Below are 14,286 nucleotides of genomic sequence, written 5' to 3' on the forward strand. Positions count from 1 at the left end.
TCAACAGCTCATTCTGGCACATTTCGATGCCGTTCAGGGGCCGTCCACTCCAACATCAATGCCCACGCGGCGCGAGCTGCTTGCGGCCACGGCCGCCGCCGGGGCCATCGGCATGCTTGCCGGGACGCGCAGCGCTGAGGCAAACGGCGACGGGCTTAGCCCGTTCAGCGTCAATTTCCCCGAGGATCAGCTTGACGATCTGCGCCGGCGCGTCGCGGCCACCCGTTGGCCTGATAAGGAGACCGTCGCCGATGATACGCAGGGCGTGCAGCTCGCGACAATCCAGAAACTCGCGAAACATTGGGCGACGGATTACGACTGGCGCAAGATGGAGGCGCGGCTCAATGCTTTGCCGCAATTCATCACCGAGATCGACGGGCTGGATATCCACTTCATTCACGTCCGCTCCAAGCATAAAAATGCGCTGCCGCTGATCGTCACACATGGATGGGCCGGCTCGATTATCGAGCAACTGAAGATCATCGAACCGCTCACCGATCCGACGGCGCATGGCGGGAGCGAAGAGGACGCATTTGACGTGGTGATCCCGTCTTTGCCGGGCTACGGCTTTTCCGGGAAACCGACGGGGTCGGGGAACTGGAACCCGCCCCGCATCGCGCATGCCTGGGCGACGCTGATGCAACGTCTCGGCTACACGAAGTTCGTGGCGCAGGGTGGCGACTGGGGCAATGCGGTGACCGAATTGATGGCGGTGCAGGAGCCGGCGGGATTGCTCGGCATTCACACGAACATGGCGGCCACGGTTCCTGCTGACATCGCCAAGGCTCTTGCCGCCGGCGGCATGCCGCCAGCCGACCTGTCGCCGGACGAAAGGCGCGCCTTCGATCAGCTCGACGATTTCTACAAGAATGGGCTGGGCTATGCCATCGAGATGAACAACCGGCCGCAGACGCTCTACGGGATCGTCGACTCGCCGGTCGGGCTTGCGGCGTGGATGCTCGATCACGACATCCGCAGTTACCGGATGATCGCCCGCGTTTTCGATGGAGAGCCCGAGGGGCTGACCAAGGACGATATCCTCGACAACGTCACGCTCTACTGGCTGACGAACACAGCAATCTCCTCGGCACGCCTCTATTGGGACAACGCGCACCATCCGTCGGGCGGGTTCTTCGATCCCAGGGGCATCAAGATCCCGGTGGCGGTCAGTGCTTTTCCCGACGAGATCTACCAGGCGCCGCAGAGCTGGGCGGAGAAGGCCTATCCGAAGCTCATCCATTACAACCGGTTGCCGAAGGGCGGTCACTTCGCCGCCTGGGAACAGCCGATGCTTTTCACTGCCGAGCTCAGGACTGCGTTCCGGCCGCTGCGACAGTAGACCTAAGCGTGTCACGATCTTTCAGATTCGCTTTCTTTTGCGCGACATGCTCTAGGCGGGATCGGGCGACTGATGCCGCAATCACGATTTCCCCGGTTCGCGCTGCGTTGACCGCAGGAGGTTGTCGCGCAGCGTCGTCACCGATTTCTGGACGACGGGAAAGTCGTCGCCAAGGCCGGTGGCCCCAAGCAGCGCGTTGCCGGGATCGGTTTCAACGAGTTGGCGCCCTGCCGGCGTCAGGCTGACCCGCACCTGGCGTTCGTCGGCGGGATCGCGGTGACGGGTGATATAGCCATTCGACTCCAGCTTCTTGAGGATGGGCGTCAGCGTGTTGGATTCGAGGAACATCTTTTCCCCCAACACTCCAACGGTCTGGTCGTCCTCTTCGGAGAGGGCCACCATGGCGATGTATTGGGTATAGGTCAGGCCAAGCTCATCCAGGATCGGCTTGTAGGCGCGGCCGAAGGCGAGATTTGCAGAATAGACCGCGAAGCACAGAAAGTTGGAAAGTTTCCGGCCGTCCTTGCCTGCTGACGGGGAGGCGGGCGCAGGCGTGCCAGGCTGTCTTGCGGTTTTAGATACGGGCATGGTTTCATCCTATCCAGGCTCTGAATGGTAGGAGTTGCATATACATCGTATCCGATTAAATCGCAACTGAATTGGTGACTCTTTTCGAGCAGCTTGTCCGGCCGTCGCCCCCAGCTTCAGGAGCGGCGGCCCGTCGACGCCTTGCCGCCTAGCCGAACTTCTCCGTCGTATCGGCCTTGCCGAATACCCAGTAGCCGGACGCCTTGATCCAGCCGAGCGGGCAACCTCGTTCCAGCAGGTAGGCGCGGATATCGCGTGTCACCGAGGCTTCCGCCGCGACCCAGATGAAGGTTTCCGGCTGGATATCGACCGTGCTCAAGAGTTTCAACAGAGCTGCGGCATCGGTTGCCTGAGAAAGAGGCCGGTGCGCCCAGTGGAGGTGCAGTTCGGCTGATGTCTCGAAGGTCTGCTCTTCCAAGGGGCCGGTGACGGCTGCGATTGTGGTGATGACGGTTCCGGCACCACTCTCCTCGATCCGACGGCCGATCGCCGGCAGTGCGGTTTCGTCGCCGATCAGCAGCCACCGCTTTACCGTCTGGGAGACCACCGCGGAGCCCCTTGGTCCGCCGATCTCGAGCCTGTCGCCGGGGCGTGCGTCGATCGCCCATTGGGTCACTGGGCCTGCCTCATGCAAGGCGAAGTCGATGATCAATTTCCGTTCGATATTGTCATAACGGCAGGGCGTGTAGTCACGGCGTTCTTCGCTGCCATCGGCGGCCGGTACGAAAATCTTGATGTGGTCGTCGGGCGCAAGGCTGATGAAATCGGCGAGATCATCGCCGGTCAATGTGATGCGGCGCATGCCGGGAGTGATGTCGACGACGCTTTCGACCGAGAGAGTGCGCCGTCGCGTGTCGTGGCGGACCCGTTCGATGCCGGGAGCCGGTGAAGTCTGATCTTTGAGTTGATTGTTATCCATGTGTCCTCAGAAGCTTTTTGAGCTCGATCCGCAGGACACAGTCGCGCAGATCGAAGCCGCAAAGCCGTTCGATCATACGCGTTGAGTGACGTTAACGCTTACGTGGCCGGGTGACCCGACCATTGACGGTGTGATGTAGCCGACGGCGGCAGCATCTGCAACGGCAAGGTGACCAACAAGGGCGATGATTGCCAAAGTTTAACTTTCTGGTGCCGTTCCGTTCGGGCAATGATCGGCTGATCAACGCGCAGGCGGTCATGGAGAAGACAATGGACAGCAGAATCCAGGACGTGCTCGACATCTATCACGCGATGATCGAGACGGAGCATAACAGTCCGCGCAAGCTGCCCCCCGGCGGGCGCGACGGAGGACAGGATCAGCGGCTGCGGGCGGTCGGGCCTGCGACCGGACAATTCATCAATATCCTCGCCAAAAGCCTCAAGAGCCCGACCATTCTCGAACTCGGCACCTCCTTCGGTTATTCCGGGATATGGCTGGCGGAAGCCGCGCGCGCCTCCGGCGGCCGGCTGATCACCATGGAAATGCACGACTACAAATCGGCCCACGCGCGCGACATGGCCGTCAAGGCGGGGCTCGCGGAGTATGTGGAATTCAAAGTCGGGGATGCGGTCCAGATGATCGGCGCGCTCTGCTCCGGCATCGACTTCGTGCTGGTGGATCTCTGGAAGGATCTCTACGTTCCCTGCCTCGATGCTTTCTATCCCAAGCTCAATCCGAGCGCGATCATCGTTGCCGATAACATGCTGCGCCCGGGAGGCGATGATCTCAAACGCTACGGGCAAGCCGTTCGTGCCAAGCCCGGGATATCAAGCGTGCTGCTGCCGGTCGGCAGCGGGCTTGAGGTCAGTCGGTTCGATTGAGGCTGGAGGTGAGATCAGCGGCCATTTTGTTTTTAGTTGCAGAAAAAAAGATGACACGTTTGAAGCTAATTTCCGACACTTTCCCGATCAAAGCTCCGCCATCGCGAGCTTTGGAGATGTGATGTCGGGCATTCTTATCGCCACCCTGTTGGCAACGGTTTCAGCAAAGATTCCCGCCGGATTTTCCAGCGGTGACCTCCTTTATTCTGATTGCGGCGGCTCACGGCAGTTTGTCGTCGGATATGTCGCGGGTTGGTTGGACAAGTGGAACCGGGACGAGTATTTGGCCCGCCGTATTTTCACCGAAGTCGTTCCTGCGCCCAAAGCAATGGTGAATTCGGCGTATTTTGCCAACTCCGTTGGGGTAAACGTCTGTGTGCCGGTTGGAACGACTGCGGAAGCAATCGGCAATACGTTGTGTACATTCCTAGAAGAGAATCCCGGCATTCGCGAGGCCACCGGCGACGAGCTGATGACGACCTTGATCGCCTATAAATACCGCTGCCCCGTGCCGTAAGAACGTCAAACTCCCCCCGGCTTATTGGTTTCGATGAAACGGCTGAGCGAGGTGGCGGCGTTCAGCATGTGGGCGCGCATGCGCCGGGATGCCATCTCACCGTCGCCTTCGGCGATCGCCTGCATGATTGCCTCGTGTTCGTCCCGGGATCGGCGGAGCCGTTCGCCCTGGCGCAACTGCGTGCGCCGGAAGGCGTTCAGGCGGTTACGCACGGCGATCGCCTGTTCGGCAAGGAAGCTATTGTGGGTGGCGTGATAGATGGCTTCATGGAATTGGCGGTTGAGGCTGTCGTAGGCATCGAAATTTCCGGCTTCGACGATCGGCTCTGAGAGGTCGTGCAGTTCGATCAGATGGCTGCGCTCCAGCGGCGTCATGCGGTAGGCGGCGAGCCTGACGCATACTGCCTCGATCTCGGCCACCGTTTCGAACATTTCCATGATGCGTTCCGGCGTCATGCGGGCGACGACACCGCCGCGTCGGGCGCGAAGCTCGACGAGGCCGCCCGCCGCCAGCTGACGCAGCGCTTCGCGAACCGGCGTGCGGGAGGCGCCGAAGCGATCGGCAAGCTGCTGTTCATCCAATGCTGCGCCCGCCGCCAGCGTGCCGGTGGCTATCTCGTCGGTCAGGGCGTTGCGAATGCGGTCGGAGAGCAACCCGCGATCATCGCCGTCATCCTCGGTTTCGAATCCATTCGCCATTCCGTTATCTCCGATCTGTTTCAACATCGACGGCTCGATCGATTGTGTATGCAAATGCGATTGATGCGCCGCTCAGCGTATACACTTATGGCATCACGAAGGTGTTACGTATTCAATAATTGACTTTATATCGGATGGGAATACATAAATCTCAGCAAGCAAGGCTTCTCCAAACACGAAGCCGCTTCAAATACCGATTTGAATAGGCGGGAGCCGCAACGCGGCGAAGGTCAACGCCTCGCGCCGGGCAAAGCAAACCGTGCCGACATGGCATCACAGACCAACCGATTTTGACTTGGCTTCGGTTCTTCGGTCCCGAACCCGCATGCTTTCAATCCTTCAATTCCTGGACGCACAAGGAACCAGATCATGATGATGAACAGACGGACTTTCTCGGCTGCCCTTGTTGCCGGCGCCGCCGCTTCTCTGCTTGCCACCCGCGGCATGGCTGCGACATCCGCTCCGGTTAAGGCGCGCAACGTCGTTTTGGCGCACGGGCTGTTTGCCGACGGCTCTTGCTGGACCGAGGTGATCGCGCGCCTGCAGGCGGCCGGGCTCAATGCCACGGCGGTGCAGAACCCGCTGACGACGCTGCCGGAGGCCGTCGCTGCCGTGAAGCGGGTGCTCGACCGGCAGGACGGCCCGACGGTTCTGGTCGGGCATTCGTTTTCCGGCATGATGGTCACCGAGGCCGGCGTGCACCCTGATGTTTCGGCGCTCGTCTATGTGGCGGCGCGGGCGCCGGATGCAGGTGAGGACTATACCGCTCTCGCCAAAACCTTCCCAACGCCGCCGGCTTCTGCCGGCATCGTCTTCGACGGCGACGAGGGTCGGCTGAGCGAGGAAGCCTTCCTGCGTGATTTCGCCGGCGACCTGCCGGAGGCGAAAGCGAAAGTTCTCTATGCCGTGCAGCAGCCATTCCAAAAGGCGCTGCTGACCGGCAAGACGACACAGGCCGCCTGGCGTTCGAAGCCGAGCTGGTATGCCGTCTCGACCGAGGACCGGACGATAAATCCCGATCTCGAACGCTTCATGGCCAAACGCATGGGCGCGAAGACCATTGAAATCCAGGCCAGCCATCTGTCGCTGATCTCCCACCCGGACGAGATCACAAAGCTGATCCTCGAGGCGGCGGGACAGAATACGGACTGATGCCGAGGCCGGGAAGCGGCAGGGCCGTTCGCCGGCTAGTCACCGGCTTGCTTTGGTGATGGGCCATGATGCCGCGACGGTCGCGTCAAGTTTGGCCGAGGTTCGGAACAAGAGGCGGCCGAGGGTGTTAACCGAACTAAGCCTCCATCGAAGTTGCAGTTCACCTCGCTTGCGAGAGACCGCTATGGCCATCCACTTCAATCATACCATCCTCTTGGCTCGCGACAGCAAGACCTCGGCAGATTTTCTGGCCGATATGTTGGGGCTGCCAGCGCCGCGGCGCTGGGGGCCGTTCTACATGGTCACGACCGACAACGACGCCAATCTCGATTATATGGATACGGAAGGCGAGATCGTCCGCCAACACTACGCCTTCCTGGTCGGAGACGGTGAATTCGAGGCGATATTCAATCGAATTCGCGAGCGGAACCTGCGCTACTGGGCTGACCCCGGCCAGCGGAAGCCGAGCGAGACCAATGACCACGACAACGGGCGCGGGGTCTATTTCGAAGATCCGAACGGCCACCTGGTTGAAATCATCACGCGCGCCTATGGCAGCGGCGGCTGGAATCCGTGAGGGAGGCGACCCCCGTGCCGATCATGGATAATCATACCAGGCGGCTGCATCCCTGAGCGGCGAGGGGCCGCCGCTCCTCTCATATCGGTCGGCGCAGCGGCCTGAACGCTGCTCGAAGCTCGGCGGAGAAGAGCTCCGGCTGCTCCCAGGCGGCGAAGTGGCCGCCCTTGTCGACCTTGTGGAACTAGCTAAGGTTGCGATAGGCGCGACGGGCCCATGTCTCCGGGGCCTGATAGCTCTCCCCAGGAAAGACGGTGATGGCGACCGGAAGCGCGATCTTGGAGGTCTTCTCCCCGGCCGCAAGGACGGGACTGCGCCCGCCGCCATATTCCCAGTAGATCCGGGCCGAGGAAGCGGCGCTGTTGGTCAACCAGTAAAGCGTGATGTCGTCGAGCACCTCGTCGGGAGACTTTTCGGGATCGCTGCTGTCGTAGGTCCAGTGCGTGAAGCCTGGATGACCGAGCGTCCACGCCGCAAGGCCGGCCGGGGAATCCGATATGGCGTAGCCGATCGTCTGCGGCCTCGTGCCCATCATCGTGGCATAGGACCTGTTCCCCATCTTGGCTGCGGCGCTGAGGGCATTGAACGCCGCGCGTTCCTCGGTGGAGAGTCGCTGCGGCGCCGGCCCGCCCGCGGCGAGCACCGCGGCAACTACGGGCGGCACGACAGCCGGCAGGTTGATGTGGATGCCGAGCAGACCTTGTGGCGCGAGCCGTGCCATCGCGCCGGAGACCGGCGAGCCCCAGTCGCCGCCCTGGGCGACGTAGCTGCTGTAAGCGAGGCGCTTCATCAATTCCGCCCAGGCCCGCGCGATGCGGTCCGGCCCCAGCCGGTGCCGGTCGGCTTGCCGGAAAAGCCGTAGCCCGGCATCGACGGAATGACCACGTCGAACGCATCTTCGGCGCGTCCGCCATGAGCGGTCGGATCGGTGAGCGGGCCGATGATCTTGAGGTTCTCGAATACCGATCCCGGCCAGCCATGGGTGATGATGACGGGCAGGGTATTCGGATGTTTCGAGCTGACGTGAATGAAGTGGATGTCTAGGCTGTGGCCCGGTCGGCGAGCGACGGCTGGCTTGCCGCAAGGGCTGCGTCCATCACAGCCGTCTGGCGGGCGTCGAATTCGCGGTAGAGCGCTACGAGCAGGCCGGGGCGGGTACCAGGGTGGCGAAGCTGCTCGGCCGTCTGCCGGTACATCTGGTCGGGCTTGGCAGCGCCGATGCCGGGACCTATGCGCGGCACGGCTATTTCGGCGCCATGAAGACGCAGGTCGATCACGGCATCTTCAACTATTGCGGCGCCCCCGGTAGTGACATCCGAGCTGCTGCTCGAAGCCGGGCCGGACGATGTGGCCGCTCATCTCATGGCGGCGCGCGCCATCGGCTGTGGGCTTTTTGACGGTTCGCGGCAATAGAGGGCTGTGCGGCCGCGCCGTTTTGCGGGTCGGCGCGGGCAGAGCCTTGCGCCGCCGGCCTTTTCACGAGAAAAGCCTTGGATGAGCATTCCCAAGACACATCCCTTCGATTTCGACCCCACCTACGGCATGCCTCTCGCGGAGCTTCTCGCGGTCGAGCCGCCGGAGGCGCCTGAGGGTTTCGATGCGTTCTGGCAGGCGCGCTATCTGAAAGCGCTGGCGGTCGATCCGCAGCCGGTGCTGCGCCGGAGCAAGATCACCCATCCCGACTGGCACGTGCTCGACCTCGTCTATCTCTCGACCGGCTCTTTCCGGATCGGCGGCTGGCTCATCCTGCCGCGCAAGGGGGAGGTGCGGCGCGGCCTCGTCGTCGGGCATGGTTATGGCGGGCGGGATCGGCCTGAATTCGATCTGCCAGTCAAGGAAACGGCAGTGCTTTTTCCCTGCTGCCGCGGGCTGTCGCTTAGCGCTCGTCCGCCGATCTCGCAGAATCCCTCCTGGCATGTGCTGCACGATATCGACAAGCCGAAATCCTATATCATCGGCGGCTGCGTCGAGGATATCTGGCTCGCGGTTTCGACGCTTGTTGCGCTCTATCCCTGGCTGTCAGGGTATATCGGTTATAGCGGCATCAGCTTCGGCGGCGGTGTCGGGGCGATGGCGATCGCTTACGAACAGCGCATCGATCGCGGTCATCTGACGCTGCCGAGTTTCGGGGATCAGCCGCTGCGGCTGACCTTGCCGACAGTCGGCAGCGCGCAATCGGTGCAGGAGTATTATAAGAAACACGCAGATGTGCTCGAGACGCTTCGGCTCTACGATGCGGCAACGGCCGCTTCGCGGATCAAGGTGCCGATGCTGGTTGCTGTTGCGCTGTTCGATCCTTCGGTCGCGCCGCCCTGCCAGTTTGCTGTCGCGAATGCGATACCAAAATGTAATGAAATCTTCATCCTGGATGCAGGGCATTTCGACTATCCTGACAGAGCTGAGCAAGAGGCGATTCTCCGCGACAAGGTGGGACAGTTTTTCAGGGTGCCATGAACCGCGAATATCTGCGCTGGTACAGTCAGCGGCTGCATCGAGACATGGAGATGCTGGTGTTCGGCCATGCCGGCGCCAAGGTTTTGGTTTTCCCGACGCGGGAAGGGCGCTTCTTCGAATATGAGCAGCTCGGCTTGGTCGGAAGCCTTGCCGACAAGCTGCAGGCCGGACAACTTCAACTCTATTGCATCGAGGGCCTGGCGGCCGAGAGCCTCTATGGCTTCCATCGCCATCCGGCCGAACGCATCCGTCGGCATGCCGCTCTGGAGGAGTATATCCTCAACGAGGTGCTGCCGCTGATGGCGGCGAAGAACTCGCATGACTGCACCATCGTGCACGGATGCAGCCTCGGCGCCTTTCAGGCGGCGAGCCTCGTCTTCCGCCATCCGCATCTCTTCCGCAAGCTCGTCGCCTTTTCCGGCCGCTACGACCTGACGATGAAGGTGGAATCCTTCGGCGACCTGTTCGACGGCTATTACGACGACAGCATCTATTTCCACACGCCGGTGCATTTCCTGCCCGGACTTGGCGACGACTGGCGGCTCGACAGGCTGCGTCAGCTCGACATCGTTCTCACCATCGGCGATGCCGATCCTTTCCTCGACAACAACCGTTATCTCAGCCGGTTGCTGGGCGAGAAAAATGTCGGGCATCAGTTACATGTCTGGGACGGACGCGCCCACCGCGCCGGAGCCTGGAGGAAGATGGCGCCGCTTTACATCTGACACCGGGATGCCGTCACGGCCAACGCAAAGCCGCCGTCGCCACCGGCTCGTCCCAGAGCGCGATCTCCTCGTCGGTCAGCAAGGCAAGGGTGACCGACAGTCCCTGCATGTCGAGCGAGGTGACGTAGGTTCCAACAAGCGAGCGTTCGATCGGGATGGCTTTCTCCTCGATGAAGCGGCGGGCGCTGTTATAGGCGAGATAGAGTTCGGCGGGCGGGGTTCCGCCGAGGCCGTTGACGAAGAGCAGTGCCTTGCCGCCCGGCGTCATCGCGATGTCGCCGGCGATGGTCTGGCAGAGATGATCGATGATGGCGTCCGAGGCGGCGAAAGGCTGCCTGGCATGGCCGGGCTCGCCATGGATGCCGACGCCTATTTCCATTTCGTCGGGTCCGAGCGAAAACGTCGTGCGCTCGGTCTGCGGCACTGTCACGCCGTTCAGCGCGACACCCATGGAGCGGATGCGTGTGTTCAGTCCCTCGCCAAGCTGCTTCAACGCGGCAAGCGGCATGCCGCGTTCGGCGGCAGCACCGAGGATCTTTTCGACGATCAGCGTTCCGGCGACACCGCGCCGGCCGCGGCCTTCGCCTGTTCTCGACGTTTCGATATCGTCGCTGACGACGACCATGTCGAGGCTGTGGCGGTCGCTGGCCATCTCGATCGCCATTTCGAAATTCATCAGGTCGCCGTCGTAATTCTTGACCACGAGCAGGCAGCCGGCGCCGGTATCGGCTTCTTCGATGGCGGCAATGATCTGGCTCGGTGTCGGCGAGGTGAAGATATGGCCGACGCAGGCGGCATCCAGCATGCCGTGGCCAACGAAGCCGATATGCATCGGCTCATGACCGGCGCCGCCGCCTGATATAAGCGCCACCTTGCCAGGGGTAAGATGGCGGCGGCGGATGCACTTGCGCTCGGGCCCGAACACCACGAAGGCCTCATGGGCGCGCACGAAGCCTTCGACGCTTTCGGCGACCATGGTTTCCGCAGCGTTCATGAACTTCTTCATCAAGCCCCTCCCAAGGCCAAAAGCATTACGTTACGTTAACCAGCTCACTCGTCATTCCGCACCCGATATGGCGACGATCTTCTGCACCAGATCGGAGATCGCCTCTTCCAGCAGGCGGTTTTTCCTGTCGTCGCCGAAATCGGGCACCATCAGCGACAGGTGCCGCAATTTCTCGGAATGGCCGAGGTCCGGCAACTTGCCGGGATGGGCGGCCTGATAGGCTTCGAGAAAGCGCTCCTGTTCAGCGGCGCTGAAATGGCAGACGCGGACGATGGTCGCGAGATGGCGCGCCGGCAGCGGCGTCGCATAGGTCGGGCTGGTGATCTGGGTGACGAAGCTGCGATGTTTTCCAAGCGCCGTCGCCAGGCGTTGGCGCGTGCCCGATGGCCTGTTGTCGATGATCTGCGCCAGAATGGACTTGTAGGCAATAATGGCGTCTTCGGTCTCTTCGCGCGCCATCCTATTCTCCGGCTGCCCTTGTGCCATCGGCGTTGAGGCCGATGATCGCCGATCTTATCGCGGGACGCCGGGCCGGCGCCACGGAAAAATGCCGGAGACCGGCGGCGAGCAACCCCGGTAGATAGCTCGGATTGCCAGCCATGTCGCCGCAGATGCTGACCGGCTTGCCGGAGGTCAGCTTAACAGCCTGGGCAATGAGCCGGAGTACGGCGGGTGCTGCCTTGCCGGCATCGGCGTCGATGTCGTCGCGGGCGGAGGCGGCGAGATATTGCGCGAGATCGTTGGTTCCGAACGAGAAGAACGCGGCAGATCCAAAAGTGTCGAGCATCAATGCGGCTGCCGGCACCTCCACCATCATGCCGATCGGCGGCATACGATGGAGCAGGGAACGGCGGCCGAGCTTTTCGGCTTCCTCGCGGAATATTTCGCGCATCCTGTCGATCTCGTCGGGAAAGGTCACCATCGGCAGCATCACCGAGAGTCTGCCGAAGACGGCGGCGCGCAGCAGGGCACGGGCCTGGACGCGGGCGATTTCCGGCCGGGCAAGCAGCAGCCGGATGCCGCGCAAGCCCGAATCCAGAGTCGGCAGATCTTCCAGGCCGGCAAGCGGCTTGTCGCCGCCGATATCGAGCATTCTTATGGTCACCGGCTTTTCGCCCGCCTGTTCCATCACGTGGCGATAGATCGCAAGCTGCCGTTCCTCATTGGCGGCATCGGCGAGCGAGGTGACGGAAAATTCCGAGCGCATCAGGCCGACGCCCGCCGTTGCCGGATCGAGCGTATCGATCTCGGCGGGATCGTTGATGTTGATGGAGATGAGGATGGGCACACCGTCTGCCGTGCGCAGTTCACCGCTTTCGGTTTGCGTGTCGCCGGCGGGCGCTTGTGGGGGTGCAAGCGGCGGGATCAGCATGCCGCCCGTCTGCAGGACGACCGTGCCGGCGTCGCCATCGACGCTGACAGGATCGCCTTCCGCGACCGAAAAGCGGCCGGTGCCGACCACCATCGGTACCGATTTCGCCCGAGCGAGCAGGGCGACATGGCCGGCGGTGCTGCCCGCAAACAGTGCGATGCCGCCGCCCTTTGACCAGTCATGGGCGAGAAAGCGGCTCGGCTCCATGTCCTTGCCGACGAAGACCGAACCGGGCGGAAAATCGGCGATCGGGGTGCCGGCGAGCGCCCCGAGCACGCGGTTCTTGATGTCGAGAATATCGACGGCGCGGGCCCGCATCTGTTCCTCGTCGGCCGCTTCGAGTTCGCCGATATAGGCGTCGAGGGTGGCGACCCAGGCGAAGACGACGTTCTGGTCCCCTTCCATGCGCGCGCCTGTCGCTTCCGCGATCGTCGGATCGCGCAGCACCTCGATCTGGAAATCGATGATATCGCGGCTTTCGGCGTCGGCTCCTTCGGCAAGGCGCTCGAGTTCGTTGATCGAGATGTCGATCGCCTTTTCCAGCGCGCCGAATCCGCCGACGGTTCCGGGTGCTGTGGCAGCGTCCGGCCGTTCGGCAGCGGAAGGAGCCTTCGGCTCCTCCGCGAGAAAGGCCGGGCCGGATGCGATGCCCGGGGATGCGCTCTTTCCTTTCAGCTTAAGCGGTTCGGCCATGTTTCTTTTCCTCATCGAAGTTGCGCTCGATGAGTTCCTTAAGGGCGCGGATCGCCTCTTCGGCGAGAATGCCGTCGGCGCGGATCCGGAGGATCGATCCTTTGCGGATTCTCGCGCCCATGATCTTGATGATGCTCTTGCCGTTCAGCCAGATATCGCTGCCGTTGACGGCGACCTCGATCGAGCAGGGGAAGGACTTGGCAAGCCGCGTGAAGGTCACGGAGGGGCGGGCATGCAGCCCGACGCCGTGCTTGACTTCCACCTCCGTCTGGCAATTCACGTGCAATGGATCGGGCTCCTGTTTTTCAATACGCAATCCGCTCGTCATCAGGGGGAGAGTTCCTCGGCTGTGGCGACGACCTTGGCAAGCGACGCGCCCCCCGACGCCTCGGCGGCGGCGATGACGGCGCCTTCGACCAGCGGCGCGTTGCAGATGGAGACGAGGCCTGAGCGGGGAAGGCCCAGCATTTCGATCGCCATCTCGCTGTTGGTTTCAGCACCGCCGAGATCGACGAAGACGGCGACGCCGGCATCGGACCAGGCGGCTTCGATCGCCCTCAGAATGCCGCCGGCATCGGTGCCGAGTTCGCCATGGGCATTGCCGCCCGACCAGGCGAGCGGCACGCAGTCGCCGACCATCTGCCGCACCATGTCGGCGATCCCCCTTGCCACCAGCGGCGAGTGGGAGACGATCACGATACCCACATTTGCAGTCTTTCCATTCATGTCCGTCCTTGGATTCATTAGGGGCGATGCTCCCCGAGATAGCGGCAGATCGCCGTGGTCAGCAGCGCGCAGCTCGAGGCGCCGGGATCGACGTGGCCGATCGAGCGGTCGCCGAGATAGGCGGCGCGCCCGCGCATCGCCTTCATCGCGGCGGTCCTGTCGGCGGAGCGTTCGGCCTTGCGGGCAATGTCGCCGAGTGGTGACCGCTTTGCCAGTGCGGCGTGCACGGGATAGAGCACATCAAGAAGCGTCTTGTCGCCGGCATGGGCGCGCCCGCGTCTTGCCACCGCGTCGATCGCCTGTTTCAGCACCTGCGAGAAATCGGCCTTTTCCGGGCTTTTGCGAAGCTCGCGGCCAATCTCCATCAGCAGCGTGCCGTAGAGCGGGCCGGCAGCACCCCCGACATTCATTACCAGTGTCAGACCGATCTTTTCCACAGCGTCGGGAAAGGGCAGGCTGGACAGGCTTTCGCCCTCGGCGCTCACCGCCTCGCAGCCGCGCCGCATATTGGTTCCGTGATCGCCATCGCCGATGGCGCGATCGAGTGCGCAGAGGTGATCGGTGTTCTCCGCGATCGTCGCGCGGCACACCTCGATCAATCCTGCCACAAGCATCGGTTCCGCCTGCACTGCCATCCTC

The 14,286-nt window shown here is 62.5% G+C and carries 16 protein-coding genes and 3 pseudogenes; 8 read left to right on the forward strand and 11 right to left on the reverse strand.

Translation table 11 applies throughout. The features are described from left to right. The first annotated feature begins 58 nt into the window (after positions 1–58). Positions 59–1,339, forward strand: a complete 1,281-nt coding sequence (locus G9X64_RS25715) for an epoxide hydrolase family protein (RefSeq protein ID WP_171377803.1) — start codon at positions 59–61, stop codon at positions 1,337–1,339. Positions 1,340–1,420: 81 nt separating this feature from the next. Here G9X64_RS25715 and G9X64_RS25720 read toward each other — a convergent pair whose 3' ends face one another. Together G9X64_RS25720 and G9X64_RS25725 are read right to left on the reverse strand one after the other, a co-directional pair. Continuing rightward, positions 1,421–1,927, reverse strand: a complete 507-nt coding sequence (locus G9X64_RS25720) for a MarR family winged helix-turn-helix transcriptional regulator (RefSeq protein ID WP_168311640.1) — start codon at positions 1,925–1,927, stop codon at positions 1,421–1,423. Positions 1,928–2,075: 148 nt separating this feature from the next. Further along, positions 2,076–2,846, reverse strand: a complete 771-nt coding sequence (locus tag G9X64_RS25725; RefSeq protein ID WP_168311639.1) for a siderophore-interacting protein — start codon at positions 2,844–2,846, stop codon at positions 2,076–2,078. Between the two features lie 269 nt (positions 2,847–3,115). Between G9X64_RS25725 and G9X64_RS25730 the strand changes: the two genes are divergently transcribed. Beyond that, entirely contained in the window at positions 3,116–3,727 is a 612-nt protein-coding gene (locus tag G9X64_RS25730) for an O-methyltransferase (protein WP_168311638.1), read from the forward strand. A 121-nt stretch (positions 3,728–3,848) separates the two neighbouring features. Continuing rightward, complete coding sequence (locus G9X64_RS25735) at positions 3,849–4,244, forward strand: hypothetical protein (protein ID WP_003540671.1); 396 nt, start codon at positions 3,849–3,851, stop codon at positions 4,242–4,244. Between the two features lie 5 nt (positions 4,245–4,249). On the opposite strand, the gene G9X64_RS25740 is transcribed toward G9X64_RS25735, so the two are convergent. Next, complete coding sequence (locus G9X64_RS25740; RefSeq protein ID WP_168284355.1) at positions 4,250–4,942, reverse strand: GntR family transcriptional regulator; 693 nt, start codon at positions 4,940–4,942, stop codon at positions 4,250–4,252. 369 nt (positions 4,943–5,311) lie between these two features. Here G9X64_RS25740 and G9X64_RS25745 point away from each other — a divergent pair, with 369 nt between their 5' ends. Together G9X64_RS25745 and G9X64_RS25750 are read left to right on the forward strand one after the other, a co-directional pair. Further along, positions 5,312–6,094, forward strand: coding sequence for an alpha/beta fold hydrolase (locus G9X64_RS25745; RefSeq protein WP_168311637.1), 783 nt, complete (start codon positions 5,312–5,314; stop codon positions 6,092–6,094). Between the two features lie 184 nt (positions 6,095–6,278). Next, positions 6,279–6,671: a VOC family protein gene (locus G9X64_RS25750; protein ID WP_168311636.1), complete on the forward strand. Its 393-nt coding sequence runs from the start codon at positions 6,279–6,281 to the stop codon at positions 6,669–6,671. 79 nt (positions 6,672–6,750) lie between these two features. Here G9X64_RS25750 and G9X64_RS25755 read toward each other — a convergent pair. After that, positions 6,751–7,715 (reverse strand): annotated as a pseudogene (locus G9X64_RS25755) (alpha/beta fold hydrolase); the annotation flags it as partial. Positions 7,716–7,717: 2 nt separating this feature from the next. Beyond that, positions 7,718–7,837: pseudogene (locus tag G9X64_RS25760) on the reverse strand (TetR/AcrR family transcriptional regulator); the annotation flags it as partial. Here G9X64_RS25760 and G9X64_RS36730 point away from each other — a divergent pair. The 3 genes and pseudogenes from G9X64_RS36730 to G9X64_RS25770 all read left to right on the forward strand — a co-directional run. Further along, positions 7,835–8,084: pseudogene (locus G9X64_RS36730) on the forward strand (NADPH-dependent FMN reductase family protein); the annotation flags it as partial. The pseudogenes G9X64_RS25760 and G9X64_RS36730 overlap by 3 nt on opposite strands. Before the next feature lie 81 nt (positions 8,085–8,165). Next, positions 8,166–9,125 (forward strand): acetylxylan esterase, encoded by a 960-nt coding sequence (locus tag G9X64_RS25765; protein ID WP_168311635.1) that lies wholly within the window; start codon positions 8,166–8,168, stop codon positions 9,123–9,125. Continuing rightward, positions 9,122–9,850 (forward strand): esterase family protein, encoded by a 729-nt coding sequence (locus G9X64_RS25770; RefSeq protein ID WP_171377638.1) that lies wholly within the window; start codon positions 9,122–9,124, stop codon positions 9,848–9,850. Before G9X64_RS25765 ends, G9X64_RS25770 begins: the two co-directional genes overlap by 4 nt. A 13-nt stretch (positions 9,851–9,863) precedes the next feature. Here the strand turns inward: G9X64_RS25770 and G9X64_RS25775 are convergent, their stop codons facing one another. Genes G9X64_RS25775 through dhaL form a run of 6 tightly spaced genes read right to left on the reverse strand, consistent with a single transcriptional unit; the run spans position 9,864 to position 14,282 of the window. Further along, positions 9,864–10,856 carry a dihydroxyacetone kinase subunit DhaK gene (locus tag G9X64_RS25775; protein WP_168311633.1) on the reverse strand — a complete coding sequence of 331 codons (993 nt, stop codon included), beginning with the start codon at positions 10,854–10,856 and terminating at the stop codon, positions 9,864–9,866. Between the two features lie 51 nt (positions 10,857–10,907). Further along, positions 10,908–11,315 (reverse strand): hypothetical protein, encoded by a 408-nt coding sequence (locus G9X64_RS25780; RefSeq protein ID WP_168311632.1) that lies wholly within the window; start codon positions 11,313–11,315, stop codon positions 10,908–10,910. A 1-nt stretch (position 11,316) separates the two neighbouring features. Further along, positions 11,317–12,921, reverse strand: coding sequence for a putative PEP-binding protein (locus G9X64_RS25785; protein ID WP_168311631.1), 1,605 nt, complete (start codon positions 12,919–12,921; stop codon positions 11,317–11,319). Then, entirely contained in the window at positions 12,905–13,249 is a 345-nt protein-coding gene (locus tag G9X64_RS25790; protein WP_097619127.1) for an HPr family phosphocarrier protein, read from the reverse strand. Before G9X64_RS25790 ends, G9X64_RS25785 begins: the two co-directional genes overlap by 17 nt. Further along, positions 13,249–13,647 carry a dihydroxyacetone kinase phosphoryl donor subunit DhaM gene (gene dhaM, locus G9X64_RS25795; RefSeq protein WP_168311630.1) on the reverse strand — a complete coding sequence of 133 codons (399 nt, stop codon included), beginning with the start codon at positions 13,645–13,647 and terminating at the stop codon, positions 13,249–13,251. The genes G9X64_RS25790 and dhaM overlap by 1 nt, the downstream gene beginning before the upstream one ends. A gap of 17 nt (positions 13,648–13,664) precedes the next feature. Further along, on the reverse strand, positions 13,665–14,282 hold the full coding sequence (gene dhaL / locus G9X64_RS25800) for a dihydroxyacetone kinase subunit DhaL (protein ID WP_168311629.1): 618 nt from the start codon (positions 14,280–14,282) through the stop codon (positions 13,665–13,667). Positions 14,283–14,286: the final 4 nt, after the last annotated feature.

Origin of the sequence: Rhizobium sophorae (assembly GCF_013087515.1) — a bacterium.
In the GTDB taxonomy this organism is placed as follows: Bacteria; Pseudomonadota; Alphaproteobacteria; order Rhizobiales; family Rhizobiaceae; genus Rhizobium; species Rhizobium sophorae.